Annotated in this window: 18 protein-coding genes; 9 read left to right on the top strand and 9 right to left on the bottom strand. The window is 64.7% G+C overall.

The window, feature by feature from the left end:
- Window positions 1-9 precede the first annotated feature (9 nt).
- Window positions 10-1,338 (bottom strand): GTPase HflX, encoded by a 1,329-nt coding sequence (gene hflX, locus O9Z63_RS15130; protein WP_270126117.1) that lies wholly within the window; start codon window positions 1,336-1,338, stop codon window positions 10-12.
- Between the two features lie 63 nt (window positions 1,339-1,401).
- Window positions 1,402-2,214, bottom strand: coding sequence for a c-type cytochrome (locus O9Z63_RS15125; RefSeq protein WP_270126116.1), 813 nt, complete (start codon window positions 2,212-2,214; stop codon window positions 1,402-1,404).
- 182 nt (window positions 2,215-2,396) lie between these two features.
- Between O9Z63_RS15125 and O9Z63_RS15120 the strand changes: the two genes are divergently transcribed.
- Complete coding sequence (locus O9Z63_RS15120) at window positions 2,397-3,512, top strand: glycosyltransferase family 4 protein (RefSeq protein WP_270126115.1); 1,116 nt, start codon at window positions 2,397-2,399, stop codon at window positions 3,510-3,512.
- An 81-nt stretch (window positions 3,513-3,593) separates the two neighbouring features.
- Window positions 3,594-4,136: a dTDP-4-dehydrorhamnose 3,5-epimerase gene (gene rfbC / locus O9Z63_RS15115; RefSeq protein ID WP_270126114.1), complete on the top strand. Its 543-nt coding sequence runs from the start codon at window positions 3,594-3,596 to the stop codon at window positions 4,134-4,136.
- A 167-nt stretch (window positions 4,137-4,303) separates the two neighbouring features.
- On the opposite strand, the gene O9Z63_RS15110 is transcribed toward rfbC, so the two are convergent.
- On the bottom strand, window positions 4,304-5,608 hold the full coding sequence (locus O9Z63_RS15110; protein ID WP_270126113.1) for a UDP-N-acetylmuramoyl-tripeptide--D-alanyl-D-alanine ligase: 1,305 nt from the start codon (window positions 5,606-5,608) through the stop codon (window positions 4,304-4,306).
- Between the two features lie 58 nt (window positions 5,609-5,666).
- Here O9Z63_RS15110 and O9Z63_RS15105 point away from each other — a divergent pair, with 58 nt between their 5' ends.
- Entirely contained in the window at window positions 5,667-7,964 is a 2,298-nt protein-coding gene (locus tag O9Z63_RS15105; RefSeq protein WP_270126112.1) for a T9SS type A sorting domain-containing protein, read from the top strand.
- A gap of 141 nt (window positions 7,965-8,105) precedes the next feature.
- Here the strand turns inward: O9Z63_RS15105 and O9Z63_RS15100 are convergent, their stop codons facing one another.
- The 4 genes from O9Z63_RS15100 to msrA form a co-directional block, all read right to left on the bottom strand.
- Window positions 8,106-8,915: an amidohydrolase gene (locus O9Z63_RS15100; protein WP_270126111.1), complete on the bottom strand. Its 810-nt coding sequence runs from the start codon at window positions 8,913-8,915 to the stop codon at window positions 8,106-8,108.
- A gap of 229 nt (window positions 8,916-9,144) precedes the next feature.
- Window positions 9,145-10,305 carry a methionine aminotransferase gene (locus O9Z63_RS15095; protein ID WP_270126110.1) on the bottom strand — a complete coding sequence of 387 codons (1,161 nt, stop codon included), beginning with the start codon at window positions 10,303-10,305 and terminating at the stop codon, window positions 9,145-9,147.
- Between the two features lie 77 nt (window positions 10,306-10,382).
- Window positions 10,383-11,189 (bottom strand): PAS domain-containing protein, encoded by an 807-nt coding sequence (locus tag O9Z63_RS15090; protein ID WP_270126109.1) that lies wholly within the window; start codon window positions 11,187-11,189, stop codon window positions 10,383-10,385.
- Window positions 11,190-11,347: 158 nt separating this feature from the next.
- Window positions 11,348-12,031, bottom strand: a complete 684-nt coding sequence (gene msrA / locus O9Z63_RS15085) for a peptide-methionine (S)-S-oxide reductase MsrA (protein WP_270126108.1) — start codon at window positions 12,029-12,031, stop codon at window positions 11,348-11,350.
- A gap of 327 nt (window positions 12,032-12,358) precedes the next feature.
- Between msrA and O9Z63_RS15080 the strand changes: the two genes are divergently transcribed.
- Entirely contained in the window at window positions 12,359-12,583 is a 225-nt protein-coding gene (locus O9Z63_RS15080) for a hypothetical protein (RefSeq protein WP_270126107.1), read from the top strand.
- Window positions 12,584-12,588: 5 nt separating this feature from the next.
- On the opposite strand, the gene O9Z63_RS15075 is transcribed toward O9Z63_RS15080, so the two are convergent.
- Window positions 12,589-13,302, bottom strand: a complete 714-nt coding sequence (locus O9Z63_RS15075; RefSeq protein WP_270126106.1) for a hypothetical protein — start codon at window positions 13,300-13,302, stop codon at window positions 12,589-12,591.
- A gap of 106 nt (window positions 13,303-13,408) precedes the next feature.
- On the opposite strand from O9Z63_RS15075, the gene O9Z63_RS15070 reads away from it, so the two are divergent.
- Window positions 13,409-13,648 (top strand): Clp protease N-terminal domain-containing protein, encoded by a 240-nt coding sequence (locus tag O9Z63_RS15070; RefSeq protein ID WP_270126105.1) that lies wholly within the window; start codon window positions 13,409-13,411, stop codon window positions 13,646-13,648.
- A gap of 135 nt (window positions 13,649-13,783) precedes the next feature.
- A complete protein-coding gene (locus O9Z63_RS15065; protein ID WP_270126103.1) occupies window positions 13,784-14,230 on the top strand; it encodes a DUF2141 domain-containing protein in 447 nt (148 codons plus the stop codon).
- Window positions 14,231-14,434: 204 nt separating this feature from the next.
- Here the strand turns inward: O9Z63_RS15065 and O9Z63_RS15060 are convergent, their stop codons facing one another.
- A complete protein-coding gene (locus tag O9Z63_RS15060) occupies window positions 14,435-20,881 on the bottom strand; it encodes a right-handed parallel beta-helix repeat-containing protein (protein WP_270126102.1) in 6,447 nt (2,148 codons plus the stop codon).
- A 338-nt stretch (window positions 20,882-21,219) separates the two neighbouring features.
- Between O9Z63_RS15060 and O9Z63_RS15055 the strand changes: the two genes are divergently transcribed.
- The 3 genes from O9Z63_RS15055 to O9Z63_RS15045 all read left to right on the top strand — a co-directional run bounded on the left by O9Z63_RS15055 (window position 21,220) and on the right by O9Z63_RS15045 (window position 26,659).
- Window positions 21,220-24,120 (top strand): TolB family protein, encoded by a 2,901-nt coding sequence (locus tag O9Z63_RS15055; protein ID WP_270126101.1) that lies wholly within the window; start codon window positions 21,220-21,222, stop codon window positions 24,118-24,120.
- Between the two features lie 144 nt (window positions 24,121-24,264).
- Window positions 24,265-24,723, top strand: coding sequence for a BLUF domain-containing protein (locus tag O9Z63_RS15050; RefSeq protein WP_270126099.1), 459 nt, complete (start codon window positions 24,265-24,267; stop codon window positions 24,721-24,723).
- Between the two features lie 118 nt (window positions 24,724-24,841).
- Window positions 24,842-26,659 (top strand): PAS domain-containing sensor histidine kinase, encoded by a 1,818-nt coding sequence (locus O9Z63_RS15045; RefSeq protein ID WP_270126097.1) that lies wholly within the window; start codon window positions 24,842-24,844, stop codon window positions 26,657-26,659.
- Window positions 26,660-26,851: the final 192 nt, after the last annotated feature.

Genomic DNA, 26,851 nt, shown 5'->3' with positions numbered 1-26,851 from the left:
GCGGAAACGTTATTCTTCCACGCTGAAGCCGGGAACAAAATTAGGGTAGCGGGCCATGTGAATCTCGCGCACGTGCCGCGTGATGAGGGCCCGCAGCTCCTCAATGTTTTCGCGCTCCTGCGCCGAAATGAAAATCACCGGGTCGTGGAGCTTGGCCATGTAGGTATCCTGCAACTGCGCCAGCGAGGGGCGCACGGGCAGGTCCTCGTCGAGGTTCATGCCCTCGAAGTCGGGCACGGCGTCGGCGGGGGCGTCGGCACGGTACTGGTCAATCTTGTTGAAGACGAGCAGCATGGGTTTGTCGGCGGCCTCGATGTCCTTGAGCGTGGCATTCACCACCTCCATCTGCTCCTCGAAGGTGGGGTGCGAGATGTCCACGACGTGAATCAGCAGGTCGGCTTCCCGGATTTCGTCGAGCGTGCTCTTGAAGCTCTCAATCAGGCGGGTGGGCAGCTTGCGGATGAATCCCACGGTGTCGGAAAGCAGAAACGGCACATTGTCGAACACGATTTTGCGCACCGTAGAGTCGACGGTGGCAAACAGCTTGTTTTCGGCAAACACGTCGGAGCGGCTCAGCAGGTTCATGATGGTGCTTTTGCCCACGTTGGTGTAGCCCACCAGCGCCGCCCGCACCACGCCGCCGCGGCTTTTGCGCTGGGTGTGGCTCTGCTTGTCGAGGTCTTTGAGCTTCTCTTTCAGGAAGTCGATCCGCTCCCGCACTACGCGGCGGTCCGTCTCGATTTCCGTTTCCCCCGGGCCCCGCTGGCTTACGCCACCGCCACGCTGTTTGTCCAGGTGAGTCCAGAGGCCGGTGAGGCGGGGGAGCAGGTACTGATACTGCGCCAGCTCCACCTGCGTGCGCGCCGTGGCGGACTTGGCCCGGCGGGCAAAGATGTCGATGATGAGCAGCGAGCGGTCCACGATTTTCACCTTCAGCTCGGCCTCCAGGTTGCGCAGCTGCGAGGGCGAGAGGTCGTCGTCGAAGATGACCACGTTGGTGTTGCTGTGCTGCACGTAGGCCTTGATTTCTTCGAGCTTGCCTTCGCCCACAAACGTGCGGATGTCGGGCTTGTCGAGGCGCTGCACGAAGCGGCGCGTAACCGTGACGCCGGCCGTTTCGGCCAGGAAGGCCAGTTCGTCGAGGTATTCCTGGGTGCGGGCGTCGGCCTGGCGCTTGTCGGGCACGGCCACCAGCACGGCGGTTTCCTGCTCCAGGGAGGTTTCGTAGGTGGCGTCTTTGTTGCCTTTGGCCAGAATGCGGCCGGCGCGGCCCTTGGCGCTGTCGACGGCGCCGGGGTGGCGGGTGCTGTTCTGGCGGCGTTTAGCTTCTTTGGCCATATAGTCAGAGGAAGAGAGTGGGAGGGGGCGAGTGTGTAAAAAGCAGGTGGCGCGGCCGAAGGTTTAGCGCAGCGTAAGCGAGTAGGCTACCACCTGCTGAATCTGGGCGTCGGTGAGCTTGCCCTGGAAGGCCGGCATCTTGCCCAGGCCGTTCGTGACTAGGTACACGCGGCCGGCGGTGTTGAGGTTGCTTTTGGTGAGGTCGTGGGCGCCGTTGAGGCCGCGCTGGCCGTCGGGCCCGTGGCATACTACGCAGTTCTTGGCAAACAGGGCCTGCCCGGCGGCCAGTTCCGGGCTGGGCGTGGCTGCCGGCTCATCGGAAGTGGCGTCGGCAATGGCGGCCGCGTCGGCGTCGGACAGGCCAGCCGGGGCGTTTTCTACGGGTGCATCGGCATCAGGGGTGGCGGTGGTTTCGGGCAGGCCGGCGGCGGTGGGTATAGTGCCCGACAAGGCCACCGCATTAGGCGCTTCTCCCAGCAGCGCCTGCCGTAGCACGTTGGGCTGCTGCGGCCCCTGAATGACGAGCGCGCTGTACGTATGAAGGCCGTAGCTGACTACCAAGCCCAGCAGGAAGAGGCGGGCTGCCCCCCGGCGCTCTTGCCGTAGTGCCCGGACAAAGCTCAGGGCAATAATCGTTAAGAACACTGCCCTGACCCAGGCCCACGGTATTTTGGGACCCGTGTACGTGAGGTAGGCGGCCGCAAACGTGAGCAGGCCGGCACCCAGCAGCAGGCTGTCGGCCCAGCGGGTGCGGGCGCGCAGGCGGCGCAGTTGCTCCTGGCGGCCCGTGAGCAGCAGCACCAGCTTGTAGAGGAAAAACAACAGCGTCAGCACCACCACGACGGCGTGCAGCCGCCACAAAACGATATTCAGCATCAGGGAGAACGGTCAGGAGGAGCGGCAAAGATACGGGTGCCGGCAACTGCTAGTGGTCGGCGGGGCGGGGCGAAGCAAGTGCCAACAGCCGAAAAAAGTTTGGGCTCGTATAGGCCGGCCGGGCGTTTGGTACCTTTGCCGGCCCGCCCGGTCTGTTTGCCCCTCACCTGTTACCCCGAAGAATGCGCGTTGCCCTGGTCATCAATACAAGCTGGAACATCTGGAACTTCCGCCGCAGCCTGGTAAAGGCCCTGCAGGACGCCGGGCACGAGGTGCTGGCCATTGCCCCGCCCGATGCCTACTCCGAGCGTCTCGAAACCGAGCTGGGCTGCCGCTACGTACCCATTCTGATGGAAAACAAGGGCACCAACCCCGTGAAGGATGCCCTGCTTACGCGCAGCTTCTACACCATCTATAAGCGCGAAAAGCCCGATGTGGTGCTGCATTACACCATCAAGCCCAACATCTACGGCACGCTGGCCGCCAAGCTGGCCGGCATCCCGAGCGTGAACAACGTGAGTGGCCTGGGCACGGTGTTTATCGTGAAAAACCTGGTGAGCCAGGTGGCGCTGGGCCTCTACCGCTTCGCGTTCCGGTTTCCGCGCAAGGTGTTTTTCCAGAACGACGACGACCGGCAGCTGTTTCTGCAGCACCAACTGGTGCAGCCCGCCATTACCGACCTGCTGCCCGGCTCCGGCGTGGCCACCGACAAGTTCCAGCCCGCCGCCACGTTCCGGCGCAACACGCCTTTCGTGTTCCTGATGATTGCGCGCGTGCTCTACGAAAAGGGCGTGGAAGAATACTTTGAGGCCGCCCGTCTGGTGCGCGAAGCCGTGCCCGGCACGCGGGTGCAGCTACTAGGCGGCGTGGATGAAAGCGGCGGCGTGGGCGTGAAGCGCGCCGTGTTTGAGCAGTGGTTGAAAGCCGGCCACGTCGAGTACCTGGGCACCTCCGACAATGTGGCCGCCCAGATCCGGGAGGCCGACTGCGTGGTGCTGCCCAGCTACCGCGAAGGCACGCCCAAAACCCTGCTCGAAGCCGCCGCCATGGCCAAGCCCATCGTCACGACGGACGTGCCCGGCTGCCGCGAAACCGTAGTGGATGGCCAGAACGGCCTGCTCTGTGAGGTGCGCAACGCCGCCGACCTGGCCGCCAAGATGCTGCAGATTCTGCGCCTGCCCGCCGCTGAGCTGGAGCAGATGGGCCGCGCCGGCCGCCACCTCGCCGAAACCAAGTTCGACGAGCGGATAGTGCTGGACAAGTACCTGCGCGAAGTAGCCGCCGTAGGAAAACGGTAACCACAAGGCCGTTTGGCCCCCGCAAAATCTGCCTAACTTGCGGCCCGAAATTCGGCGGAACCGGCCACTAGCAGCTGTTATATGGAGTTTAAGTATTTTGATATTGCCGGGGCAGTGGAAATCCTGCCGCGCGTATTCGGGGATGTCCGAGGCGCCTTTTTCGAGTCGTTCAGTGAGCGGCGGCTGGCCGAAGCCGGCATCAGCGGCGAGTGGGTGCAGGACAACCAGTCGCGCTCCGACCGGGGCGTGGTGCGGGGTCTGCACTTCCAGAAGCCGCCCTTCGCCCAGGCCAAGCTGGTGCGCGTAGCCAGCGGCCGCGCACTCGATGTGATAGTGGATATCCGCCGCGACTCGCCCACTTACGGTCAGCATCTGTCGATAGAGCTGGATTCGGAGCGCTTCAACATGCTGTACGTGCCCGTAGGCTTCGCGCACGGCTTCACGGCCCTAGAAGACAACACGCTGTTCCTGTATAAGTGCACCAACTACTACGCCCCCGAATCGGAAGGCGGCCTGCTCTGGAACGACCCCACGCTGGGCATCAACTGGGGCGTGCAGAACCCCACCATCTCCGCCAAAGACCAAGTGCTTCCCACGCTGGCCGAGTTCAACTCTCCATTTTAACTGTCATTGCGAGCAAAGCGAAGCAATCCTTCCTCTCAGCAAGCAAAGCAACCCTGAATGCAAAGCCCTCTGGCGTTAGTGTACTACACTACTGCCGGAGGGCTTTTTTATTAAGGAAAGTGTCTGCTGCGAGAGGAAGGATTGCTTCGCTTTGCTCGCAATGACAGCTACACCATGTCCAGCAGGCTTTCCAGGCCCATGCCGCGGGAGCCTTTGATGAGAATCTGGCGGCCCTGCAGCGGCTGTTGCTGCAGCCAGCTGGCCGCCTCGGGCTTGGTGGCGAAGTAGCGGAACGACGGATCGACGGCAGCGGCGCGGGCCATATCGGGGCCGATGAGCACGACGGTGCCCAGGGGCAGCTCGGCCAGCAGGTGGCCCAGGGCCTGATGCTCGCGTGAACTCTCGTCGCCCAGCTCAAACATGTCTCCCAGAATCACCACTTTGGCCGCATTCGACACACCGGGGCGGTTGGCAAAGCTGCGCAGAGCGGCAGCCATGCTGCTGGGGTTGGCGTTGTAGGCGTCCAGCACCACTTCGTTGCGGCCGGTCTGCACCAGCTGCGAGCGGTTGTTGGTGGGTGCGTAGGCGGCCAGCGCGGCGGCCACTTCTTGGGTCGGTACCTCAAAATAAGCGCCCACGGCGGCAGCGGCGGCCAAGTTCGGGAAGTTGTAGTCGCCGGTGATGTGAGCTTCGGCGATGGTGCCGTCGGCGAGGCGCAGCACGACCTGCGGGGCGGCGCTGAGCAGGGTGGCCGGGTAGGTGTCGGTGGGGCCGGGGTACGTGACGTGGCCGGGCACCAGGTCGGCGAGGCCGGCGAGGCGGTGGTCGAGGGTGTTGACGAAAGCCGTGCCGCCTACTTTGGCCAGAAACCGGAACAGCTCCGACTTGCCCTTCAGGATACCTTCCTGCCCGCCAAATCCTTCCAGGTGGGCCTTGCCGATATTGGTGATGAGGCCGTGGGTGGGCTCGGCCAGCTCGCAGAGCAGCGCAATTTCGCCCTGGTGGTTGGCGCCCATCTCCACAATGGCCAATTCATGCTCGCCGCTACGGATGCTGAGCAGCGTGAGCGGCACCCCGATGTGGTTGTTGAGGTTGCCGCGCGTGTACTGCACTTTGTAGCGGCGGCTTAGCACGGCGTGCACCAGCTCCTTGGTGGTGGTTTTGCCATTCGAGCCCGTGATGGCCAGCACCGGAATGATGAGCTGGCGGCGGTGGTGCCGGGCCAGTGCCTGCAAAGCCAGTAGCGGATCGGGGGCGTAGGTGTAGTGCTCGGGGTTTTGCGCCGCCAGCGTGGCGTCGTCCGTGACGGCGTGGCGGGCGCCCTGCGCTATGGCCTGCGGGGCGAAGTCGGCCCCGCGGAAGCTGGGGCCGTTCAGGGCGAAAAACAGGGTCCCGTTCTGCGGCTGCCGCGAGTCGGTACTGACGGCCGTGCAGGCGCGAAACCGGTCGTAGAGCGCCTCAATATCTTCCATGGGGTTTGTGGTAACTTGGAGCTTGCTTTTCGTGTCTTACAAGAAAAAAGGTATTTCTATGTTTCGACGGTTTATTCTCGCTACTGCGGTGCTGACGAGCTTTGGCTGGGCCGGTTCGGCTACCCGGGCAACTGCGCAAAATACGGCTTTTGGCTTTGAGTTTCGGGAGGTGGCAAAGGTAGTGCAGGGCGCCGACACGCTCCGCAACGCTTGGGCCGGTGGCCTCGACTCGCCTCAGTTTTCGGGCATCGACCTCGACGCCGACGGCCGGCAGGATTTGTTCATCTTCGACCGCCGCACGCGCCGGGTGCTCACCTACCGCAACGCCGCCGCGCCCGGTGGCTCCCGCCGCTGGCAGTACGCGCCCGAGCTGGCGACGCTGTTTCCGGCCGGCCTGCTCAACTGGGCTCTGCTGCGCGACTACGACTGCGACGGCCGCCCCGACTTGTTCACCTCCGCCGAAAACGGCGCCGACATCCGCGTGTTCCGCAACGTGGCCGGCGCCGCCGGGCTGCCGTCGTTTCAACTCGTGACGCCCCAGATCCGGGCCGCGCTACCGGGCAGCAGCATCACGGTCAACATCAACACCGGCACCAACATGCCCGCCATTGCCGATGTGGACGGCGACGGCCGCCTCGATATTCTGGTGGTGGACTGGGATACCAACCGTTCGGTGTATCACTACCAGAACACGGCCACCGATGCCTGCGGAGGGCTGGCGTTCCGGCAGGCGACGGATGCCTGGGGCAACATTCGCAACTGCCTTGGCGAGTGTGGCTCGTATGTGTTCAGTGCCACGCCGGTGCTATGCCGCGAGGCCCGGCCGCAGCATTCGTCCAGCAGCAGCTTCACGGTTCTCGACCTGGATGGCGACGGCGACCAGGATGCCTTGATGGGCCGCGACTACTGCCCCGAGCTGGTTTCCACCCTGAACGAGGGCACGCCCCAGCTTGCCCGGATGACGGCAGCCAACGCCAACTTCCCCACTACCGCCGCCCCTATCCGGATTCCGTTTTTCCCGGCCGGCTACGTGGTAGACCTGACCTTCGATGGCCGTCCCGATCTGCTGGCCGCGCCCAATCTGTTCGACAACCTCGACAGTGTGGACACGCGCCGCACGGTGTTGCTTTATGAGAACATCGGCACTGGCCCGGCCTACAACCTGCAGCCGCGCCAGACCGGCTTTCTGCAGCAGGATATGCTGGAAGCTAGCTCGCAGGCCGCGCCCGCTTTCCTGGACGTGGACGCCGACGGCCGGCTGGATCTGCTGGTGGCCGGAGTGAAGCGCCTGACACCGGCCAGCCCGCTGGTGGCCTCGGTGGCGCACTACCGCAATACTGGCACTGCGGCCCGGCCCGTCTATCAGCTCATCACGGAGGATTTCCTGGGCTTATCGGCCCGTAAGTTTGGGGCGTTGCGGCCCACGGTGGCTGACCTCAACCGCGACGGCGCGCCCGACCTGGTGTGCGCCGGCTACACGGCCGTGGGGCGCCGGGGGTTTGTAGGCTACTACCCTAACCGCGCCCTGGCCGGCCAGCCCGCCAGCTTCAATACCAACGACCTGCGCCTGATCAGCAACCTGCCCAACGCCCTCGATGACAACGCCACCTTCTTCGACGTAGACAACGACGGATTCCTCGATCTGCTCTACGCCACCAATTCCACCCGCTCCGATATGCCCGGCCAGGCCCTGCGTTACTACCGCAACAGCGGCAGCGCCACGCCCGAAACGGCTTTCGTGCTGGCCAATGCCGACTTCGGCCAGCTGCGCACCGCCACGGGCGCGCGCCCTGCCAATCTCTCGCCAGTGGTGGCCGACTTCGACGGCGACGGGACGCCCGACCTGCTGACCGTGGACGCCAGCGGCCAGGTTCGGCTGTTTGCCAACCTGCGGGCCCAATCCGGCATTTTCATTGACCGGTCCAGCCTGTTCTACAACGCCGCCCTGGGCCGCTACGACGATGGCTACCTCGGCGCACATACGCCCAACCACTTCGCCCTAGCCGCCGCTGATGTGAATGCAGATGGCAGTCCCGAGCTGTTTATCGGGACGGAGGCCGGGGGCGTGCTGGCGGCGGGCACCCGCAACCGGGTGCTGAGCACCCGGCCCGCCGCCGCGCAGACTCTGCCGCTGAGCGTGTACCCCAATCCGGCCGCCGCCGCCACAACCGTTGAAACCGCCCGCCCGGCCCGCCTCACGCTACTCGACCTCACCGGCCGCACCGTGCGCACCGTGGCCGTGCCCAGCCGCCGCCACCAGCTGGATTTGCGCGGGCTGGCCGTCGGCGTGTACGTAGTGCGCTGTGAGACGCCGGATGGCCAGCTGGGCGTGCAGCGGCTGGTTGTAAGCGAATAGCTTGGGTAAGGTGTCGTGGGAACGACGCACACCTGCTTCTCATCACCCATACCCAGGCACAAAGCCCTCCGGCGCCAGAGTAACTCTGCTGCCGGAGGGCTTTATGCTTGGGTACGGGTGCAGTTTGACGAAAGTGCTGCCCTAACGCTGCTCTATCTCAGTTGACGGCTGGAGCAGCTCGAAGGGGTCGGCGTCCTGCAGGGCAGGGAAACGCTCCCGGAAAGCCTCCAGATCGGCGCGGCGCAGCGTGCGGGTGATGCCGGTTTCCTGGTTGCCGACTTCCACCAGATATTCGCCCCGCATGTCCAGCAGCGCCGAGTCGCCGGCGTAGGCCAGGCTGTTGCCATCAATGCCCACGCAGTTCACGCCCATAGTATAGGCCAGGTTTTCCATGGCGCGGGCCCGCAACAGCGTCATCCAGGCGGTGCGGCGCGAGGCGGGCCAGTTGGCTACGTACAGCAACAGGTCGTAGGGCTCGTGCATGGGGTTGCGGCTCCATACCGGGAAGCGCAGGTCGTAGCATACCAGCGGGCAGATGCGCCAGCCGCGCCATTCCTCTATCAGACGCTCATTGCCGGAAGTGTATACCGTGTGTTCGCCGGCCATCGAGAACAGATGGCGCTTGTTGTAGTAGCTCAGGCTGCCGTCGGGGCGTACCCACAGCAGGCGGTTGTAGTACTGGTTGGCCTCGTCGCGGATAATAATACTGCCGGTAATCACGGCGTTGCGGGCGGCGGCCAGCCGTCGCATCCAGACCACCGTGGGGCCGTCCATTGTTTCGGCCAGATGCTTGGCATCCATGCTGAAGCCGGTCGTGAACATTTCCGGCAGCACAATCAGGTCGGTAGCCACCGAAATTTCGTCGATGTGCCGTTGCAGCTCTTTCCAGTTAGCGGCCGGATCGTGCCATTGCAGCGAAGTTTGGATAAAGGAAACGGTTAGGTCGGGCATAGGGAGCGGTGCAATGGGTGTGTAGTAGAACGCAAAGCGGCGGGGCGGCCGGCAAGTGCATACCAGTGGCTCAGGCTGAAATTAAATAATATGAAATATATAATAATGTTTTTGCTTTACCCAATATCCAGCCTGTGCGCAAGAAGATGGTACTCGGCTACATACGAAAAAGCCCCTGCGGCAGATTGCAGCAGGGGCAGTAGAGTAAAAATCAGGCAAACTTCTCTGCCTACAACGCCCGCAGCCGTTCGGCGGCCGCCCGCAGCGTAGCCTCCTGTTTGGCGAAGCAGAAGCGAATCAGGCCGGCATCGTGGCCGTTATGGTAGAAGGCCGATACCGGTACCACGGCCACCCCGGCCTCCCGGGTGAGGTGCCGGGCAAACTCCACATCAGGCAGCGCGGAAATACGCGAGTAGCGCGCCAGCTGGAAGTAGCCGCCGGGCACGGGCAGCAGCTCGAAGTTCGAATCGGCCAGCAATTCCCGGAACAGGTCGCGCTTGTGCTGGTAGAAAGCGGGCAGCTGCTGGTCGTGAAGGTGGTCGGTTTCCAGGGCGTCGGCCAGGGCGTGCTGGGTGGGCGTGCTCACGGCAAACGTGAGAAACTGGTGCACCCGGCGCACTTCGGCCGTAAGGGCCGGCGGCGCGATGCAGTAGCCCATTTTCCAGCCCGTGGCATGGTAGGTTTTGCCAAACGACGACAGCACAAAGGCCCGTTCCCGCAGCTCGGGGTGCTGCAGGGCGCTCCGGTGCGGCTCCCCGTCGAACACCATGTGCTCATACACCTCGTCGCTGAGCAGCATAGTGGAAGTGTCGCGCAGCAGAGTTGCCAGCGTATCGAGGTCGGTGGTCGTCAGCACGGCCCCGCTGGGATTGTGGGGCGAGTTGAGCATAATCAGCCGGGTGCGGGGCGAGAAGGCCGCCCGCACCTGGTCCCAGTCGGGGCGAAAGTAGGGGGCTGGCAGGGGCACGTACACCGGCACGCCGCCCTGCAGCCGGATAGCCGGGCCGTAGAGGTCGTAGGCCGGTTCCAGCACCAGCACTTCGTCGCCGGGATGCACTACGGCCGCCAGCACCGCGTACAGCGCCTCCGTAGCGCCACAGGTAACGGTGATTTCGGTGGCCGGGTCGGGAGCAGCAATGCCGTAGACGCGGGTGGTTTTGCGGGCAATGGCCTCGCGCAGGCGCGGCAGCCCCGGCATGGGCGCGTACTGGTGGTGGCTGGCCGTGGTGGCGTGGCGGGCCAGTGCCTGCTGCAGCGGGAGCGGCGGGTCATAGTCGGGGAAGCCCTGCGCCAGATTGATGGCCCCGCACTCCTGGGCCAGTTGCGTCATGACAGAGAAGATGCTGGTCCCGATGTCGGGCAGCTTGGAAGCAGGAGCGGGAAACGGCATGGGCAGCGGAAACCTTCAGGATGAGCCCGAAAATACGGAGCGCCCGCCATTCTGCACCAGGGTGCCGGTTAAGGGGGCTACTGTTCGCGCAGTGCGGCTTCTTCGGTCACGTCGCGCATGGCGCCTACCATCCGCACCGGCAGGCCGGCCGCATCATGAATCACGCAGGCGCGGTCCTGGATGGTGAGGTAGTGGCCGTCGGAGCGGCGCAGGCGAAACTCCGATTCCAGCAGCTTGGCGCTGGTGGTCAGGTCGTCTTGCACGCCGTTCTGCACCCGCTCCAGGTCGTCCGGATGAATCAGGCTCAGCCAGAAGGCCACCGTTTCGGTGTCGGGGCGGGGTGGGTAGCCCACCAGCTGCCAGAAGGCCTCGCTGTACCACATACGCCCCGAGGTCATGTCCCAGTCCCACATCAGGTCGTTGGTGGCGCGGGCCATCAGCTCAAACAGCTCCCGGCCGCGGCGCTCCTGAATTTCGGCGCGTTTCTGCTCGTCGATGTCGGTGGAAGTGCCCAGCCAGCCCAGCAGCTTGGCATCGTGCCCGTACAGCGGCACCACCCGGTCGAGGTACCAGCGGTAGCGGCCGTCGTGGCCCCGCCAGCGCAGGTGCAGCTCCATGGTTTTGCGGTTGGGCAGGTGGCGCAGCTGCGCATCGGCGGCTTCGGCCCGGTCGTCGGGGTGCAGGTAGTCCACGAAGCCGCCATCGGCCAGGGCATCGGCCGGGGCACCGGTGTAACTGTGCCACCGCCGGTTGCAATGGATAACGGTGCCATCGGGCGTGGAGAGCCACGCCAGGTGCGGCAGCGCATCCAGCATGGGCACTGGCTGCAAATCCCGCATCAGCGTGCGGGCGGCGGCGGTTTCGGTGGTATCAGACCAAAGCATAGGTGTGGAAGGGAGAGCAAGCGGAGCGAAGGCGCAAGATACAGTCACTAATAGAATATAGCCATTCATCTATTGCCAAGCAGAGGCCCGGAAGCCAACAGCGGCCGCATACGCTGTATACGGCCGCTGCGGCAGGCCTATTCAGGCAGGCAATGAGACTATAACGGATTCTTCAACAGCTGCGGGAAGGCCTTGCGGAACTTCTGCACTTTGGGCACCGATACCGACTGCACGTACGGGTTGTCGCCGTGCAGGCGAAAGTAACCCTGATGGTAGTCTTCGGCGGGCCAGAACTTAGTGAAGGCCGTAACCTGCGTCACGATGGGGTTGGGATAGTGCTTCGAGGCATTCACGCGCTTGATGGTGGCCTCAATAAGCTGCTTTTCCTGCGCGGTGCGGTAGAAGGCCACCGAGCGGTACTGCGCGCCGGCATCAGGACCCTGGCGGTTGAGGGTAGTCGGGTCGTGGCCGGCCAGGAAAAACACGTCGAGCAGCTGCTGGTAGCTGATCTGGCTGGGGTTGTAATACACCTGGAAGCTCTCGGCGTGGCCGGTGCGGCCGCTGCCTACCTGCTCGTAGGTGGGGTTGGCCTCTTTGCCACCTGCGTAGCCCGACACCACGTACTGCACGCCTTTCAGCTCCTCAAATACTTCTTCGGTGCACCAGAAGCAGCCGCCCGCAAAGGTGGCTACGGCCAGGCCCTTCGCCTGTGCAGCCGTGGGCAAGCCGCCGGCAGTGGAGCGGCTCAGGGTCTGGGCGTCGGCGGGGCGCTGCTGGGAGCAGGCCATCGTGAGCAGCAGCAGGGCCAGCAGGTAGGGGTTTTTCTTCAGAAATGACAACATAACGGAACAGAGGAGAACGGGGAAACAAGCAGGAAAATGAATATACGCAGAAAGCAGCCGGCCGGACTGACCGGCCATTGGCTGAACAGTGCCGCCAGCCTCTGCCGTTCCCTTGGCGCACAGGAGGTGCAGCCGGCGCCCGGCCCCCTTATATCCTGGCAGGGCCGGGAAGGTTTTCGGCGGCCCGGCTGGCCGGCTGGGTGCTGGTACCAGCCCGCTCAGCAACCCGCGCAAAAACCCTTTACCCGGAACATCGTAACATCATTTTGTTTAAATAAATAGTGGATTATGACAAATTCAGATGATACGCATTTTCCGGCCGGAAGTATGCCGGACAACCCCAGAGTGCGCGAGGAAATGGCCGCCCGGATGCGCGCCTTTCATAAGGACGTAGTGGAAAAGATTGGCCGGCCGGAAATGCTGAAAGTGTACTGCCACGCCCTCAGCAACTGGGTGCTCAACCCCAATACCGACCCCTATCAGATAGAAATGCTCTTCGACGAAATCTGCCTGGGCGCCCAGCAGGAAGGCCTCGACGACTGGGACGCCTAGCGTGCTTACCGGCGGTAGGGCAGGCTGGGCGCCACGGCATGCACCAGGTCTTTGCTGAGGCGCTCGGGCTTGAGTGAGGAGCTGCCGGCGCGGGCATAGTCGAAGCGCCATAGCAGGTGGCCGCTGTGGCAGTCGTGCAACATCAGGTTGGTGGTGGCCGAGTTGGAGGGTATGGCGATGGGCAGCTCACTGGGCAGCAGCACGCGGGCGGCCAGGTTCAGGCCGTTGGGCAGGGGTTGGTAGAGCAGCGTCTGGCCCGAAAGCAGGGCGTCGACTCCCAGCACCTGGCGCAGCTCTTCCATGCTGTGCTCGGGCAGATTCTCGTAGCTGATGCCCGCCGCCAGCAGGCGCCGGTTGGTTTCCTGCACATCCTGAAACGCCACCGTGTAGCCGCGGGCCGGCTGCTGGGCCACGAGCTGCGCCAGCACCAGCCGCTGCAGCTGATAGCCCAGCTGGCGGGCGTCGCGCTGCTGGGCGGCGGTCCACTCCTGCTGCACGCGGCGCAGGCCGGCCTCGCTCAGGTCGGGGGTGGGGCCGGCGTAACGGATGTCGCGCAGGCGCAGGCGGTCCAGCGCCACTTCAAACGGCATGATGGCCACCGTGCGGTGCGTGGTGAGGGCGGGCGCCTCCACCATGGTGTCCCTGAACGTGTGGCGCGCACAGCCGGCGGCCAGCAGGAGAGTAGCTGCCAGCAGCAGCGGCTTGTAGAAACGAGGCATAGAAACAGGAAAAGCGGGCTGGTACATAACTACAGGCCGGCCGCAGCGCGGTATCTTGGCCAGGCTGGCAGGAGCCGGCTATTCGTTCAAAAACCTTACCGAATCTATGTTTTCGTGGTGGAAGAGCCAGCGTGAGCTGCCGTTTTCAGATAGCCTGAAGCACGTTATCCGGCGCAGCCGCGAAGAAGCGCTGCGCCTGTACAACGACTACATCGGACCCGAGCATCTGCTGCTGGCTATACTGGCCGAGCCCACCGGCCGCGGCGCCCTGCTCAGCGCCGACTTCGGGCTCACGTTCGACGTGCTGCTGGCGCGCCTCCCGGAGCCGGGCCGCCCCGGCCGGTAGCATAAGGCAAACCCACAGTTTCTGGCTATATTGATGACCCTTTATGCGCAGCCGGGCCGGTTGGCCGGTGAAGGCACTTTTTTAGAAGTGCCGCGTGTTGGGCCTGCATTGTTCCACTGTTGTTTTGTTAGGTCTATGATAGTTTCGACGCGTGCCTTCCTGTTTGCTGCCGGCAGTTTGCTGGCTGCCGCCCCGGCTTCGGCCGGCAACCCGGCAGGAACGTCTTCCATTACGGTGGTGGTTTCGGCATTGGCCTCCACGCAGTCGGTAGTGAAGCTGTACTTCTACAACCTGCGCGACCAGTTTCTCAAGCCTCAGGGCTACGTGTTCAAAAAGGCGGTGCTACCGGCCGGCCAAAACCAGATTACGCTGCCCGTAGACCTGCCCAACGGCGAGTGGGCCGTGGCCATCACCCAGGACATGAACAACAACGACAAGCTGGACAAGAACTTTGTGGGCATTCCCACCGAGCCCTTTGCCTTCTCCAACAACGTGCGCCCCACGCTGGCCCCGCCCGATTTCAACGAGTGCAAGTTCACCGTGAGCGGCCCGCGTGTCGTCACCATCAAGCTCACCAAGTAGCGCCTCGCTAGCGGCACTGCCAAAAGCCAACAGCGCCAGTCTGGCCGCTCTATCTGAGCAGGTCGGGCCGGCGCTGTTGGCTTTTTATGGACCTGTGTGGGCCAGGTGATAGTTGAAGTTGCGGCACCGGGCGCACTGCTTCAGCAGCAAAAAAAAGCGCCGACCACAGGGCCGGCGCTTTTTTTGTCGCTTGGAAAGCAGGGTTTACTGGCGTACCAGACGCAGCGTGTGGGTGCTGCCGGTGCCGGTCACCCGGATCAGGTAGGCGCCCTGCGGCCACTGGGCGGCTGGCAGCGGTGCATACGTCTGGCCGTTGGCGCGGCCGCTGTACACCAAGCGGCCGGCGGCGTCGAAGGCCTGCACTTGGTAGCTGCCCTGGGGCAGGCTGCGCAGGTCCAGCGTGGCATCGGCGCTGGTCGGCGACGGGAACACGCTCAGGTTGCCGGTCACGCCGAAGCGTACTACCCGCACGTCGGTGGTGGCGGCGGTGCCGTCGGTATCAATCTGGCGCAGGCGGTAGTAGGCCACGGCGGCTGGTGCCAGGCGCGCAACTGCGGCGTCGAGCAGGCTATAGCTGCGGGGCTGGCTGCTGGTACCCTGTCCGGCCAGGCGGCCAACTGCCACAAACGTCCGTCCGTCGAAGCTGCGCTCTACCTCAAAGTAGGCATTGTTGACTTCCTGGGCCGTGCGCCAGTTCAGGCGTACATCCGGGCCGGCGGCTTCGGCGGCGAAGCTAACCAGCGTGACGGGCAGCGGCGTGTTGGGCTGCACCTGGATGGTACCCGAAAACTCCGACGTGGTGCGGTTGGCACTCACGGCCACGGTGGCTGTGGCGGTCAGGTAGGTGCCGGCAGCCAGCAGGTCGCGCTGGGCTTGGGTGAGCTCCGTGAGCGGAATGCTGAAGAGGAAACGGTTGGCGTTGCTCTCCTGGCCCTGGTTCACGCCGTGGATAATACCACTGTAGCTGCCGCGGCTGGCGTCGCGGTCGGTGGCGCTGTTGTTGCCGGCGGTGCCTTCCGTGCGGCTAAACAGGTAGGTGCGGCCCTGGCCGAAGCCCGGGGCGTTGACAGACGGCACAAAGAACTCCAGCACTGCTCCGGCCGGAGCATAGCCGGTCAGAACCAGGTTGCCACCGGTCGTGACGGCCTGGGTGAGCACCGGGAAGTTGAGCAGCGTGTTGGCGCCGGCGTCGCTGTCGGTGTTGTCGTTCAGGCTGGCGTAGGCAGCCGTACCCCGGTCGGGGTTGTCGGCGCTGCTGAGCAGGTCGATGCCCAGCGTGCCGTTGCCGGACATGCTGTTCTGGCTAATAAGGCTGACGCTGGTACCGGACAGGGCCAGCACGGCCGCTCCCTGGTTGTCGGACAGCACGTTCTGCAGCACCGAGTTGGCGGTGCCATCCAGGCGGATGCCGGCCGTGGCGGTGTTGCCCAAGCCGTTGCCCAGCACGCTATTGCCGCTCATGCTCACGCTACCGGTAGTGCCGGCCAGGTCGAGGCCGATGCCCTGGTTGGCCGCGAGCAGGTTGCCACGCACCGTACCGCCGTAGTTGCCCATGTGAATACCATCGGCGGCGGAGTTGAGCAGGGCATTGCCCCGGATTTCATTGTTGGTGATCAGCAGCGTGGTAGGCGAGCCGCTGGCCAGGTTCTCGATGCCGCTGCCACCGTGGAACCCGATCAGGTTGTTGGTGATGGTAGCCGACACGCTACCCAGCGTGGCCGTCGAGAAGTTGGCCAGGTAGATGCCGCTGCCGGGGCTGCCGCCGGCCGGAGCCTGGAAGCTGGTAGCGCTGCTGCCCAGCACGTTCTGGCTGAGTACGGTGCCGGTCTGGGCGTTGCCGGTCACGTATATGCCCGCGCCGGTGGTGGTGCCGCTGCTCCGGCCGAAGCCGTAGATGGCAAACCCGGCCACCGACTGGTTGGCGGCGCTCAGGGTGAGGCCGTAGTCGGAGCCGCTCTGGCCCGCAATGCCTACCAGCTCCACTTCGGGGCCAGCCACTTGGCCAAGGGCCGTAGCAGTTGCTACTGAGCCGCCCACCGTACCGCCTGTGCCCAGCACAGTTGGGTTGGTGTTGCCCACGTTCTGGGTCTGGGTGCGGGCGTCGAGGGTGGTGTTGGCATCGGTGAGGGCGGGCAGCGTACCGCTGGCCGCCGTGTTCAGTACTATGCGGGCCACCCCGTTGGTCAGCTGGTTGCTGAGGCCAGCGCGCAGACCATCGCGGGCCTGGCCGTCGGCAATCATGAACACGCTGGTTTCCACGCCGGCAGCCGGATTGGCGCCGCCGCTGCTGGCCGCTGCCTGGTCAAGCTGCAGGTTGGACAGGGCGTTGGAGTTCAGGATGAACTGCCGCAACGAACCCTGGCCCGCGTCGCGGGTGCTCACGATGGTGCTGAAGTTGAACCCGAAGTCGACCCCGGAAATCTGGGCCGTGGAGCCAAACGTAACCGTCGCCACCGACTGCGCCGTGCGGCCGCTGGCCGTCAGGGCTGCCAGGGTCTGGGCGCCGGTGTTGGCGGCGGCATCTTCCAGCTCGGGGGCTTCGCCGCCCACGCGCTGCAGGTCGTCGGTGCCGCCGCTGACGCGGAAGGTCTGCACGGGCAGCAGACCGGCGGCGCTGGCCTGGCGGGCCGGCTGTACCGTGCTGTTCACTACCCGCACCGTGTAGGTGGTGCCGTTGCTGGACACAATGTTATTGAAGCCATACAGGCCGTCGGGGCCGCTGGTGGTAGCGGCTACCAATGCGCCGGTATTGCTGTAGAGCTCTACCACCGTGCCGGCGCTGCCCGTGGCCACGCCGGAAGTGCCGGCCGGTACCCCCGAGTTCAGGGCCGAGGCTTCGGCCGTAGTGTAATTGCGGCCAAGGCCACCGCCGTAGTTTACGTCGTCGAAGATGCGTCCGGCAATCGTGAACAGCGGCTCTACCCGCACCTGCGCGTTGGGGCTGGTGCCGTCGTTGTTGGCCGTGCGCGGGTCCTGGTCGGCATCGGCCGTAGAGGCCGCCTGCCCCAGTACCGTCTGGGCCGGCATTGTAAAGGTTACGGCGTAGGTCAGGGAAGCCCCGTTGAGGAGCTGCGCCGTGGCCGGGAACGTCACGATGCCGGTGGCGGCGTCGTAAGTACCGCCGCCCAGGTCGGAGAAGGCACCCGCCGGGAGGTTAGGCACAAGCGTGAGCGTCGGTACCACGTTGAGGCCAGTGCCCGGTCCGGCGTTGCGCGCCGTCAGGGTGAAGGTAACGCTGCCGCCGGGAGCCAGGCTGGTGGTCGACGTGGTGAGGGTAGTCACGATGTCGGCCGGGCAGCCGGAAAGCTGGTTGGGCACGTCGGCCCGGGTGATGCCCACCTGCGCCTGGCCTAGGTCGGCCGCGCCCACGCCCGAGCCGTAGGACTCGAAGCCGAAGGTGGTGCCGTTGAGGCCGGGGTTAGACGAGGTAGCCGCGTTCAGCCGCGACGAAGCGAAGATGATGCCGCCGGCGCCGCCGCCGCCCGGGCCGTGCGGCGAGCCGCCACCGGTGTTCGAGCCGCCGCGGCCGCCATCGGCCAGCACCGTAATGTTCTGCAGCACGGGGCTGGCCGCGTTGCCGTTGGAGCTGTTGGCCAGCAGAACTACCGAGCCACCGGCGCCGGCGCCGCCCGAGCCGTCGTTGGCGGCTACGTACGGCATGCTGGCTCCGTTGACGTTGATGGTGCCGGTACCGGCCACGCTGCCGGCCCGGATCAGGACGATGCCGCCGCCGGCCGCACCCGAGCTGGTGAAGCCCCCGATGCTGGTGCCGTCGGGCGCGGTAGCTGCGGCGGCCGGAATCCCGGCGTTGGCCGGGTAGGTGCCCACGGCCGCAATAGTGCCGTTGTTGGTGGTGCCGGCCCCGCCGCCACCGCCCATCACAATGCGGCTGGGCGTGGCCTGCGTGAAGTCGGCGCCTCCGTAGCCGCCGGTAGGCGAGTTGGAGTCCCAGCCGTTGCCACCGCGGCCGCCACGGCCGGCGTTGCCGCCGCCACCGCCGCCGGTGTTCTGGTCATTGGCCGAGGGACGGCCATCGAGGCCGCCGCCGCCGGCATTGCCCGGAGCCCCGCGCGAACGGTCGCCGTTGGGGTAGCCATCGGCCAGCGCCGCGGGCAGCAGACCGCTCTCCTGCGTATCGAGGAAAGGCTTGGGAGCTGTGCCGGCCCGGTAGGCGGCAAACTGGTCGGGGTCGTTGACGTAGCGGGGCGTACCGGCAATACCTTCGCCCTTGTTGGCGCTGGTAGGCACAGCACTGCTGTGGCGGTAGCTGGTGGTGCTGATGCCGCCCGAGTTGGAACCGAACACCTGCCCGGCGCCTCCGCGGAAGCCTTTGCCAGCCATGTCAATGGTCTGGCCGTTGAAGTTGAGGGTGCCATTCACATCCAGCACCACCACGCCGCCCGTGCGCCCATTCCAGCGCGGCCCCGAAACGGTGCCGGTCAGGGTGAGCGAGGTCAGCCGGGGTACCCGGATAATCTGGTAGCGCTGCTGGCCCATCGTGGCCGTGGCGTCGCTGGAAACATAGCTGTTGATCAGGGGCGTGCGCAGCGTCACAACGCCGTTGCTAACGCTCGTCACGATGCCGTACTCGTAGATGCCCGCCCGGAAGTTGTTGTTCTGCAGGTTGCCGGCGGCCACGTTGTTGCCATCAATTCCGTCACCGTAGGTGTCGGCGTCGGCGGTGTTCAGCTCTGCGCCCTGCATCTGCATCACCACCAGCAGGTCGCCGGGGGCCAGCGGCTGCTGGCTGCCGCTGCTCAGGATGTTACCCAGCGAAAACGAGCTGCTGCCCGCGGCCAGCGTGCCCAAGCCTTCATAGTACGTGTTCGGAACGGCGGCAAAGCCGGCGGCCGGATTCTCGGGGTCCACGCATTCCGTGGCGGCGGCCGCCGTGCTGATCACCTCAGTGCTGATCTGGGCGGTGCTGTTGGTGCCGTCGTTGTTGGCCGGGGCCGGGTCGCCGTTGGCGGTGCCGCTGGTAGCCAGGCCGGTTCCGGTGTACACCGTGCCCACCGTAGCGGAGGCGTTGAAGCGAATGGTGTAGGCCAGGAAATTGCCGACGCCCAGGGTGTTGACCACCGGCCACGTCACGCGGCCATTGGTGGTGTTATAAGAGCCACCGTCAGACACTGCCACGCCTGACAGGCCAGCTGGCAGCCGCGCTTCTACCCCCACGTTGGTGGCCGTGCTGGGCCCCAGGTTGGAGGTTACTACCGTGTAAGCCACCGTCTGGCTGGTTACGACGCGGGTAGGGCCGTTGATAGCCACCGACACGTCGGCCGACTGCGTGGGCGCGGTGTAAGCCGTGCCGGTATCGTTGTTGGTATTGGTGTCGCGGTAGCCTGCCTGCACAGACGTAGCCGAGCCACTGACCGGCTGGGCCGGCATAGAGAAGGCAATGCTGCGCGTGGTGGTAGTGCCGGAATTGAGGTTGAACGCCGGGAACGTAGCCCGGCCGGTGCTGGCGTTGTAGGTGCCGCTGTTGGAGAGCGAAATGCCCGTCAGACCGGCCGGCAGCGTAATTGTAACGGTGGTGGCGGGCGAAGCCTCAGGGCCGTTGTTGGTCACCGTAGCCGTGAAGAACACCAGGCTGCCCTGCGGCGCCGTAGCCGGCGAGCCCAGCGTGGTGGCCAGGTCGATGAGCGGAGCGCGTACGGGCAGCGTGTAGGTGGCCGTATTGGTGCTGGTGGCGCCGCTATTGTCCACGGCCCGGTACTGAATCAGGTCGGTGTAGGCGGTCTGGCTGTTGGAAGACGTGTAGCGCAGGCGGCCCAGGTTGGCGACAGTCACCATGAAGGGTGCCACAACCGGCTGGTAGTTAGCGGCTCCGGTGGCATTCACGTTGTAGCTGAGCGTGCCGTTGGCCGGCAGGCTCACAATCGTGTAGGCGTCAACGGTGCCATCCTGGTCGAAACCATCGAAACCGGGCGTGAGCGTGTAGGCTATGCCCGCTGAGAACAGGTTGCCGGTCTGGGTCCGGTCGTTGGCGGTAGGAGCCAGGTTGGCCGCGTAGCTGCGGCCGGAAGGGCCGGCGCAGAGGGCAGTCTGGACCCGTGTACGGGCCAGGTTGCCGGGGCCGCCGGAATAGTCGAGGCGGACGACGCTAGCAGCTATATCCTGCCCATACACCAGTTGCAGGTCGTAGAGGCCATCGGCCGGAGCCGTAAACAGGCGCTGTATGGTGGCGTCGGTGTGGACGATACCGTTTTTGATGAAGGCGTTATCGGGGGTAGGAGCGGCCAGCGTGGCTTCCTTGCCCAAAAACAGATACGCCCCGTCGTCGGAGTTGAGGTAGAACGTGTAGGGGGCGCCGGCCTGCAGGTAGACACTGCCCCGGAACCGGGCGCTGAAGGTGGTCGGTACGGCTGCCGTGCCGCCGGCCGTAGGCTGCGTCACTGGGAAAGACACGTAACCAGCGCCGGTGGTGTTCCGGAAGTTCACCTGTGTTACGGTAGCTGTCTGGCCGGGCGTTGTGCCGAAGAACGTCAGCGGGCTGGCCTCGCTGAAGCCGGGCTGCGTCTGGAAAGTACCCGAGTAGAACTCGGCGTACAGTCCGGCCGCACCACCGGCTTCTACGCCGGCTGTGCTGTAGCGGGAGACGCAGCCAGTAGGCTGGGCCAGCAGCGGCCCTCCCGGCAGGAGCGGCAGCATCAGCAAGGCCAGTCTCAAAATGAAACGTAAGCTTGTTCGCATATGATGGACGTAAAATGATGATGAAAAGGCAAGGCCTTGTGAATGCACACTTTGTGCACAGGCGTTTATATCACAAAGAGAAGAAAATGAATATTCAAAACGATGTTATTGTGTTATAATCAAAATTTATTATATAAATAGTTACATTATTTTTTAGTTGAGCTGCGTAAAAGCGCCGCTTTAGCGAAGGCCGGACGTAGCGAAAGGTACCTTTTTCATTTTGGGAAGATTTCTGTGCCACAGTTGGTTGGCTGTTGCCTGCCGATCATTGGCTGATTACCCCCTATATTTCCTGCATGCGTTTTCTCTCCTGGCTTAGCTTTCTTCTGCTGTTGGCCTCGGCCGCCGCTACTGCCCAAAGCCTTCCTATCCTCGACCAGAACCCGCCCGCCCTGCGCTGGCAGGAAGTCCGGACGCCGCATTTTCGGGTGCTGTACCCGCTAGGGTTTCAGGAGGCCGCCCAGCGCACGGCCCGGCAGCTGGAGCAGGTGCACGGGCCCGGCGCGGCCACGCTGGGTGTCAGCCCGCGGCCTATTGCGGTGGTGATGCAGACCCGCACCAGCGTGAGCAATGGCTTCGTGACGTTTCTGCCGCGCCACGCCGAGTTTTTCAGCACCCCGCAGCAGGGCATGGGCTTGGGCACCGTGGATTGGCTGGATGGGCTGGTGGTACACGAGTACCGGCACGTGGCGCAGTTTGAGAAGGGCCGCCAGGGAATAGGACGCCTGCTGAGGCCTCTGCTCGGCGACGGGGCGCTGGGCGTGGCGGCCGTGGGCGTGCCGCAGTGGTTTTTTGAGGGCGACGCCGTGGGCACCGAAACGGCCCTCACGCGCAGCGGCCGGGGCCGGATTCCGGAGTTCGGGGCCGGGCTGCGGGCCAATCTGCTGGCGGGCCGCACCTACAGCTACCAGAAAGCCGTGAACGGCTCTTTGCGCGACCAGGTGCCCAACTGGTACGTGCTGGGTTACTACCTCACTTCCTACGCCAAAACCCACTACGGCGCCGACGTCTGGGACCGGGCCCTGACCCGCTACTACCGTTTTCCGTTCTACCCGTTTTCCTTCTCCCAGGGCCTGAAGCGCACCACCGGCCTGCGCGTAGAGCAACTCTACCAGCGCACGATGCAGGAGCTGGACTCCACGTGGCGTGCGCAGCAGCGGGAGCTACAGCCCACCGCGGCGCAGGAGCTGGCCGGCCAGTACCAGGGCCCGGTGTTCACCGAGTATCAGTACCCGCAATATGTGAATGACAGCACCGTGCTAGCCCTGAAATCCGGCCTCGGCGACATTGCGCAGCTGGTGCTGCTGGGCCGGCGCGGGCAGGAGCGGAAGCTGTTCGTGCCTGGGTTGCTGAACCTGCCCGAGCAGCTGAGCGTGGGCGGCGGCAAAGTGGTGTGGCCGGAGCTGCAGCCCGACGCCCGCTGGGGCCAGCGCATCCATTCCGAGCTGAAGGTGCTGGACTTGGCCACCGGCCGCCTCACGCGCCTCGGCCGCCACCACCGCTACACCGCTGCCTCGCTCTCGCCCGATGGCACGCGCCTGATAGCCGTGGAAACCGACTCGGCCTACCACCACGCCCTGCACCTGCTCGACGCCCGCACCGGCGCCGTGCTCCAGACCCTGCCCAACCCCCAGAACGACTTATACCTGCAGCCCCGCTTCACGCCCGACGGCCGGCGGGTGGTGGCGGTGGTGCTGAAGCCGTCCGGCAAAACCCTGGAGGAAACCGACCTGAATACCGGCGCGGTGCGGGCCCTGCTGCCCGTGGCCAACGTCAACCTGACCAACCCCCAGCCCTGGGCCGATTACGTGCTCTACAACTCGCCGCAGTCGGGCATTGATAACGTGTATGCCGTGCATACCGGCACCGGACAGGTGTGGCAGGTGACGAGCCGGCCGCTGGGTGCCTATCAGGCGGCCGTGTCGCCGGATGGGCAGCAACTGGCGTTTCACGATTTCCGGGCCACCGGGGCGCGCATCACCGAGATGCTGCTGCAGCCGGCCACCTGGCGTGCCGTACCGCCCGCGTCACTCCAAGCCGCCGATGCCGGCCAGCCCTACGCCGCCGCACTGGCTGCCCGCGAGCCGGGCGCCGCCACCGTGGTGCCACGGCTGGGCAGTGCTTCCCGCCAGGATTCGGCCACGCGCTACCCGGTGCGGCCCTACTCGGTGTTGCGGCACGCCTTCAATGTGTTCAGCTGGGGCGTGGTGCAAAGCCCCACCGGCAACAGCGTCAGCCTCGGCCTTCGCTCGCAGGACCTGCTCAGCACCACCCAGGCCGTGGCCGGCGTCAGCTACGACCAGAATGAGCGCACCGGGGCCGTGTTCGGCGGCCTCAGCTACCAGGGCAAATACCCGGTGTTCGACGCCGAAATCAACCACGGTGGCCGCAACGCCGCCCTCTACATCGACCGGGCCCGCAACCAGCCCCTCGACAGCCTGCGCGCCGACCGCTGGCAGACCACGCGCCTCACGGCCGGCCTGCGGCTGCCGCTCACGCTCACCCGCTCCAAATACTTGTCGGCCCTGAGCCTGAGCAGCTACTACCTGCTGGAGCAGGTCAGCGGCTACGATTTGCCGGTGCGGTTCCGCTCCGAGCCCGGCCCCGGCCGGCCGGTGCACGCGCTGCAAACCACGCTTAGCTTCGTGCGCCAGCTGAAAATGAGTGCCCGCGACGTGGCCCCGCGCTGGGGCGCCACGGCCCTGTTCACCTCGCGCGCCACGCCGTTTGGGGTGGGGCTGGAGGCCCGGCAGTGGGGCGCGCAGGGCAGCGTGTACGTGCCCGGCCTGGGCAAGCACCACAGTTTGCGCCTGCGTGCCGGCTACCAGAGCCAGCAGCAGCGGCAGTACCAGTTTGCCTCGGCCATCAGCTTCCCCCGCGGCGAAGGCTACGTGAGCTTCGACCAGCTCAGCGCCGCCTCCGCCGACTACTATCTGCCGCTGGCGTTTCCGCACTGGTCGGTGGGGCGGCTGCTGTACGTGCAGCGACTGCGGGCCACCGGGTTTCTGGATGTGGCGCAGGGCCGCAGCACCGGCGTGTCGGGCCGCGGCAACTACCGCAACGTAGGCCTCGACGTGGCGGCGCTGTTCAACGTGCTGCGCCTGCGCACGCCGCTGGAAGCCGGCGTGCGGCTGGTGGTGGATACCTACACCAACGAGCTGGTGTTTGAGCCGTTGGCATTCAGCATTCGGTTGTAAGCGGCTCGGCTTGGGCAGCCGGCCTGATGGTGCGCACTGCAGTAGCGAGGCAATGGCGGCCACTTGAAACTTGAGCTGGCCTCAGGGAGTTTATGCTAGCGGAATCTCACTAGAGTAAAACGATGAGCATTCTATTTTAGCAGCATGAAGCATATCGTATACATGAGCCGTGCAGTGCACCCGCTGACGGACAGTGAATTACAGCACCTGCTCGACCAAAGTCGCCACGATAATGCCCGCAACGGCATTACAGGGGTGTTGTTTTATAGCCATGGCAATATTGCCCAGCTATTCGAGGGGGAAGTGGCCATTGTGGACAGCTTGTTTGAGCGCATTGCCTCAGACGGCCGCCACTCGCACGTGCGCAAGTTGGTAGACCGGCCTATTGCCGCCCGCAGTTTTGCTGATTGGTCCATGGCCTTTCATCCACTGGCTACTGCCAGTTTCCAGACGCTGCAGGGATTTCTAATGCCGCACTACGTTCCGCCCGCGCCGGAGTCGCTGCCCATTGCCGACGCCATGCTGCTGGATCTGGTGCGGCTGGCGGTGTTTGGCCCCGATCCGTCGCAGCCGTATTCGCACGTGCAGGCCTCGCCGAATTAAGCAGCAGCCTGCGCTGGCGTGGATGATGTGCCTCATTTCTTAATTAGCTCGTGCTGGCTTGAGGGCTGGTGAGGGCCCTTGCTGACATTGCTTGACACCGAATCTTCCATTTGAACAGATGCTGCGCCAACTGCCAGCGGGCGTAGCTACCCTGGCCGGCCCTGACCTGCGGTACGCCTTCGTCAACGACCGGATGCGTGAGCTGGTAGGCGAGGGGCAGCTAGGCCAGCGCGTGGCCGACCACCCCGGGGCGTTACCCACGGTGCTGCTGGATGTGCTGCCGCGCATCTTTAGCGCTGGGGAACACTATCTGGCCAAGGCTTTGGCTTGTGGCCCGCACCACTGCTACGACTTGTCGGTGCAGCCCTACCACGACGAGCAGGGCCAGATTGCCGGGCTGCTGCTGCTGGCCGTTGATGTCAGCGAGCAGGAGTCCTCGCGGCAGCGTGCCCACGAGCTGCTGCTGGCCACCCGCCACCTCGATGCCCGCCTGCGGGTACTGACCGAAACGGCTCCGCTCATTACCTACACCACCGATGCCGCCGGCAAAGTCACCTACGTCAGCCCGCAATGGTACCGCTTCACCGGCCAGCCGCCCACCGCCGACCTGACGGCCATCTGGCCACTGCTGATTCATCCGGATGATCGGTTGCGTGTGCTGTACGAAGCCGAAGCCGGCCGGCGGGCAGGAGCGGGCTGGAACTTCGAGTACCGGCTGCGCCGCTACGATGGTATGTACCGCTGGATGCTTAGCCGGTCGCTGCCCGAAGTCCATCCGCCCGACGCCCCGGTATCCTGGCACGGTGCGCTCACCGAAGTCCATCAGGAGCGGGAGCTGAGCGAAGCCCGCCGCCGGGGGGAAGCAGAGTTACGCTTCCTAGCCGACAGCATTCCGGAGCTGGTATGGACGGCTTCAGCCGAAGGCCTGGTTGACTACTACAACCACTACACCCACGAGTACACTGGCCTGACGGAAGCCGAGCTGGGCCCAACCGGCTGGGTGGGGCTGCTGCAGGCCGATGAGCAGGCCGCTGCCGCCCGCCGCTGGGTGCAGAGCGTAGCCAGCGGCGAGGAGTTTGAAGGCGAATACCGGATGCGGCGCCACGACGGCGTGTACCGCTGGCACACCATCCGGGCCCGGCAGCTCAACGCCGAAAACGGGCCGCGCTGGTTTGGCACCTGTTCCGACATTGAGGAGCAGTACCGGCTGCGGCAGGTATTGCAAACCCAGTACGATGAACTCTCGCGGGCTCACCACAACCTCGATACGTTCGTGTACGCCGCTTCCCACGACCTGCGGCAGCCTACCAACAACCTGCGGGGCTTGTTTGAGGAACTGCGGCGCTCAGTCACTTTCACGGATTCCGAGCAGGAGCTGATGTTGAAGATGGTGGATTCGGCTTTGGTGCAGCTGGATACTACTTTGATTGACCTGGCTACCACTGTGCGCACTCAGCGGCAGCAGCAGGACCCGGTGGAAGTGCTGGATCTGGCGCTGGTGCTGGAGGAAATTCTACTGGGATTACGCCCCGAGATTATGCAGCGCGGCGCCCGGGTAGATGTGCAGGTTAGCGAAGCGCCAAGCCTCCGCTACAGCCGGGCCAATGTGCGTTCCGTGGTGCACAACCTGGTGAGTAATGCGTTGAAGTTCAGCCACCCAATCCGGCCTCCGCACATCGTGTTGCGCAGCTTTGCTACTGCCGAAGGCCACTTGGCACTGGAAGTGCGCGACAATGGCCTGGGTATGCACGTGGAGAATGCGGCCCACCCGATTTTTCAGCTTTTCTCCCGCCAGCACACGCACGTCGATGGCACAGGGGTTGGCTTGTACTTGGTGCAACGGATTGTGAGCAGCCAGGGCGGCCACGTGGAAGTAGCCAGCACGTTAGGTGAAGGCACGACTTTCACGGTTTACTGGACAGTACCCAATGGCTAGCGCGTTGCTGCGCATCAAGTCTTACCATTAAGCACTGCGTTGCTGGAAGTCGGTGTACGGCTGGTGGTAGGTGCTTAGTTTAACGTGTTGATGTTCGGGTCGCTGGAGTTTATTATTTGTTTGTAAAAGAGAAGATTAGAATTAATGCCGGAATCTTGGTGCCGGCTGCCAGACACTTAGGCGGAATTATTG

The sequence above is a fragment of the Hymenobacter yonginensis genome (genome assembly GCF_027625995.1).
Classification (GTDB): Bacteria; Bacteroidota; Bacteroidia; order Cytophagales; family Hymenobacteraceae; genus Hymenobacter; species Hymenobacter yonginensis.
This window is presented reverse-complemented; position numbering and strand designations above follow the sequence as displayed.

Excerpts from the sequence above, each read along its gene's own strand:
- msrA (WP_270126108.1), bottom strand. The coding sequence starts at position 12,031 with ATGTTGTCATTTCTGAAGAAAAACCCCTACCTGCTGGCCCTGCTGCTG.
- O9Z63_RS15045 (WP_270126097.1), top strand. The coding sequence starts at position 24,842 with ATGCTGCGCCAACTGCCAGCGGGCGTAGCTACCCTGGCCGGCCCTGAC.
- O9Z63_RS15075 (WP_270126106.1), bottom strand. The coding sequence starts at position 13,302 with ATGCCTCGTTTCTACAAGCCGCTGCTGCTGGCAGCTACTCTCCTGCTG.
- rfbC (WP_270126114.1), top strand. The coding sequence starts at position 3,594 with ATGGAGTTTAAGTATTTTGATATTGCCGGGGCAGTGGAAATCCTGCCG.
- O9Z63_RS15090 (WP_270126109.1), bottom strand. The coding sequence starts at position 11,189 with ATGCTTTGGTCTGATACCACCGAAACCGCCGCCGCCCGCACGCTGATG.
- O9Z63_RS15065 (WP_270126103.1), top strand. The coding sequence starts at position 13,784 with ATGATAGTTTCGACGCGTGCCTTCCTGTTTGCTGCCGGCAGTTTGCTG.
- O9Z63_RS15095 (WP_270126110.1), bottom strand. The coding sequence starts at position 10,305 with ATGCCGTTTCCCGCTCCTGCTTCCAAGCTGCCCGACATCGGGACCAGC.
- O9Z63_RS15100 (WP_270126111.1), bottom strand. The coding sequence starts at position 8,915 with ATGCCCGACCTAACCGTTTCCTTTATCCAAACTTCGCTGCAATGGCAC.
- O9Z63_RS15080 (WP_270126107.1), top strand. The coding sequence starts at position 12,359 with ATGCCGGACAACCCCAGAGTGCGCGAGGAAATGGCCGCCCGGATGCGC.
- O9Z63_RS15070 (WP_270126105.1), top strand. The coding sequence starts at position 13,409 with ATGTTTTCGTGGTGGAAGAGCCAGCGTGAGCTGCCGTTTTCAGATAGC.
- O9Z63_RS15125 (WP_270126116.1), bottom strand. The coding sequence starts at position 2,214 with ATGCTGAATATCGTTTTGTGGCGGCTGCACGCCGTCGTGGTGGTGCTG.
- O9Z63_RS15060 (WP_270126102.1), bottom strand. The coding sequence starts at position 20,881 with ATGCTGCCGCTCCTGCCGGGAGGGCCGCTGCTGGCCCAGCCTACTGGC.
- O9Z63_RS15050 (WP_270126099.1), top strand. The coding sequence starts at position 24,265 with ATGAAGCATATCGTATACATGAGCCGTGCAGTGCACCCGCTGACGGAC.
- O9Z63_RS15055 (WP_270126101.1), top strand. The coding sequence starts at position 21,220 with ATGCGTTTTCTCTCCTGGCTTAGCTTTCTTCTGCTGTTGGCCTCGGCC.
- O9Z63_RS15105 (WP_270126112.1), top strand. The coding sequence starts at position 5,667 with ATGTTTCGACGGTTTATTCTCGCTACTGCGGTGCTGACGAGCTTTGGC.
- O9Z63_RS15120 (WP_270126115.1), top strand. The coding sequence starts at position 2,397 with ATGCGCGTTGCCCTGGTCATCAATACAAGCTGGAACATCTGGAACTTC.
- O9Z63_RS15110 (WP_270126113.1), bottom strand. The coding sequence starts at position 5,608 with ATGGAAGATATTGAGGCGCTCTACGACCGGTTTCGCGCCTGCACGGCC.
- hflX (WP_270126117.1), bottom strand. The coding sequence starts at position 1,338 with ATGGCCAAAGAAGCTAAACGCCGCCAGAACAGCACCCGCCACCCCGGC.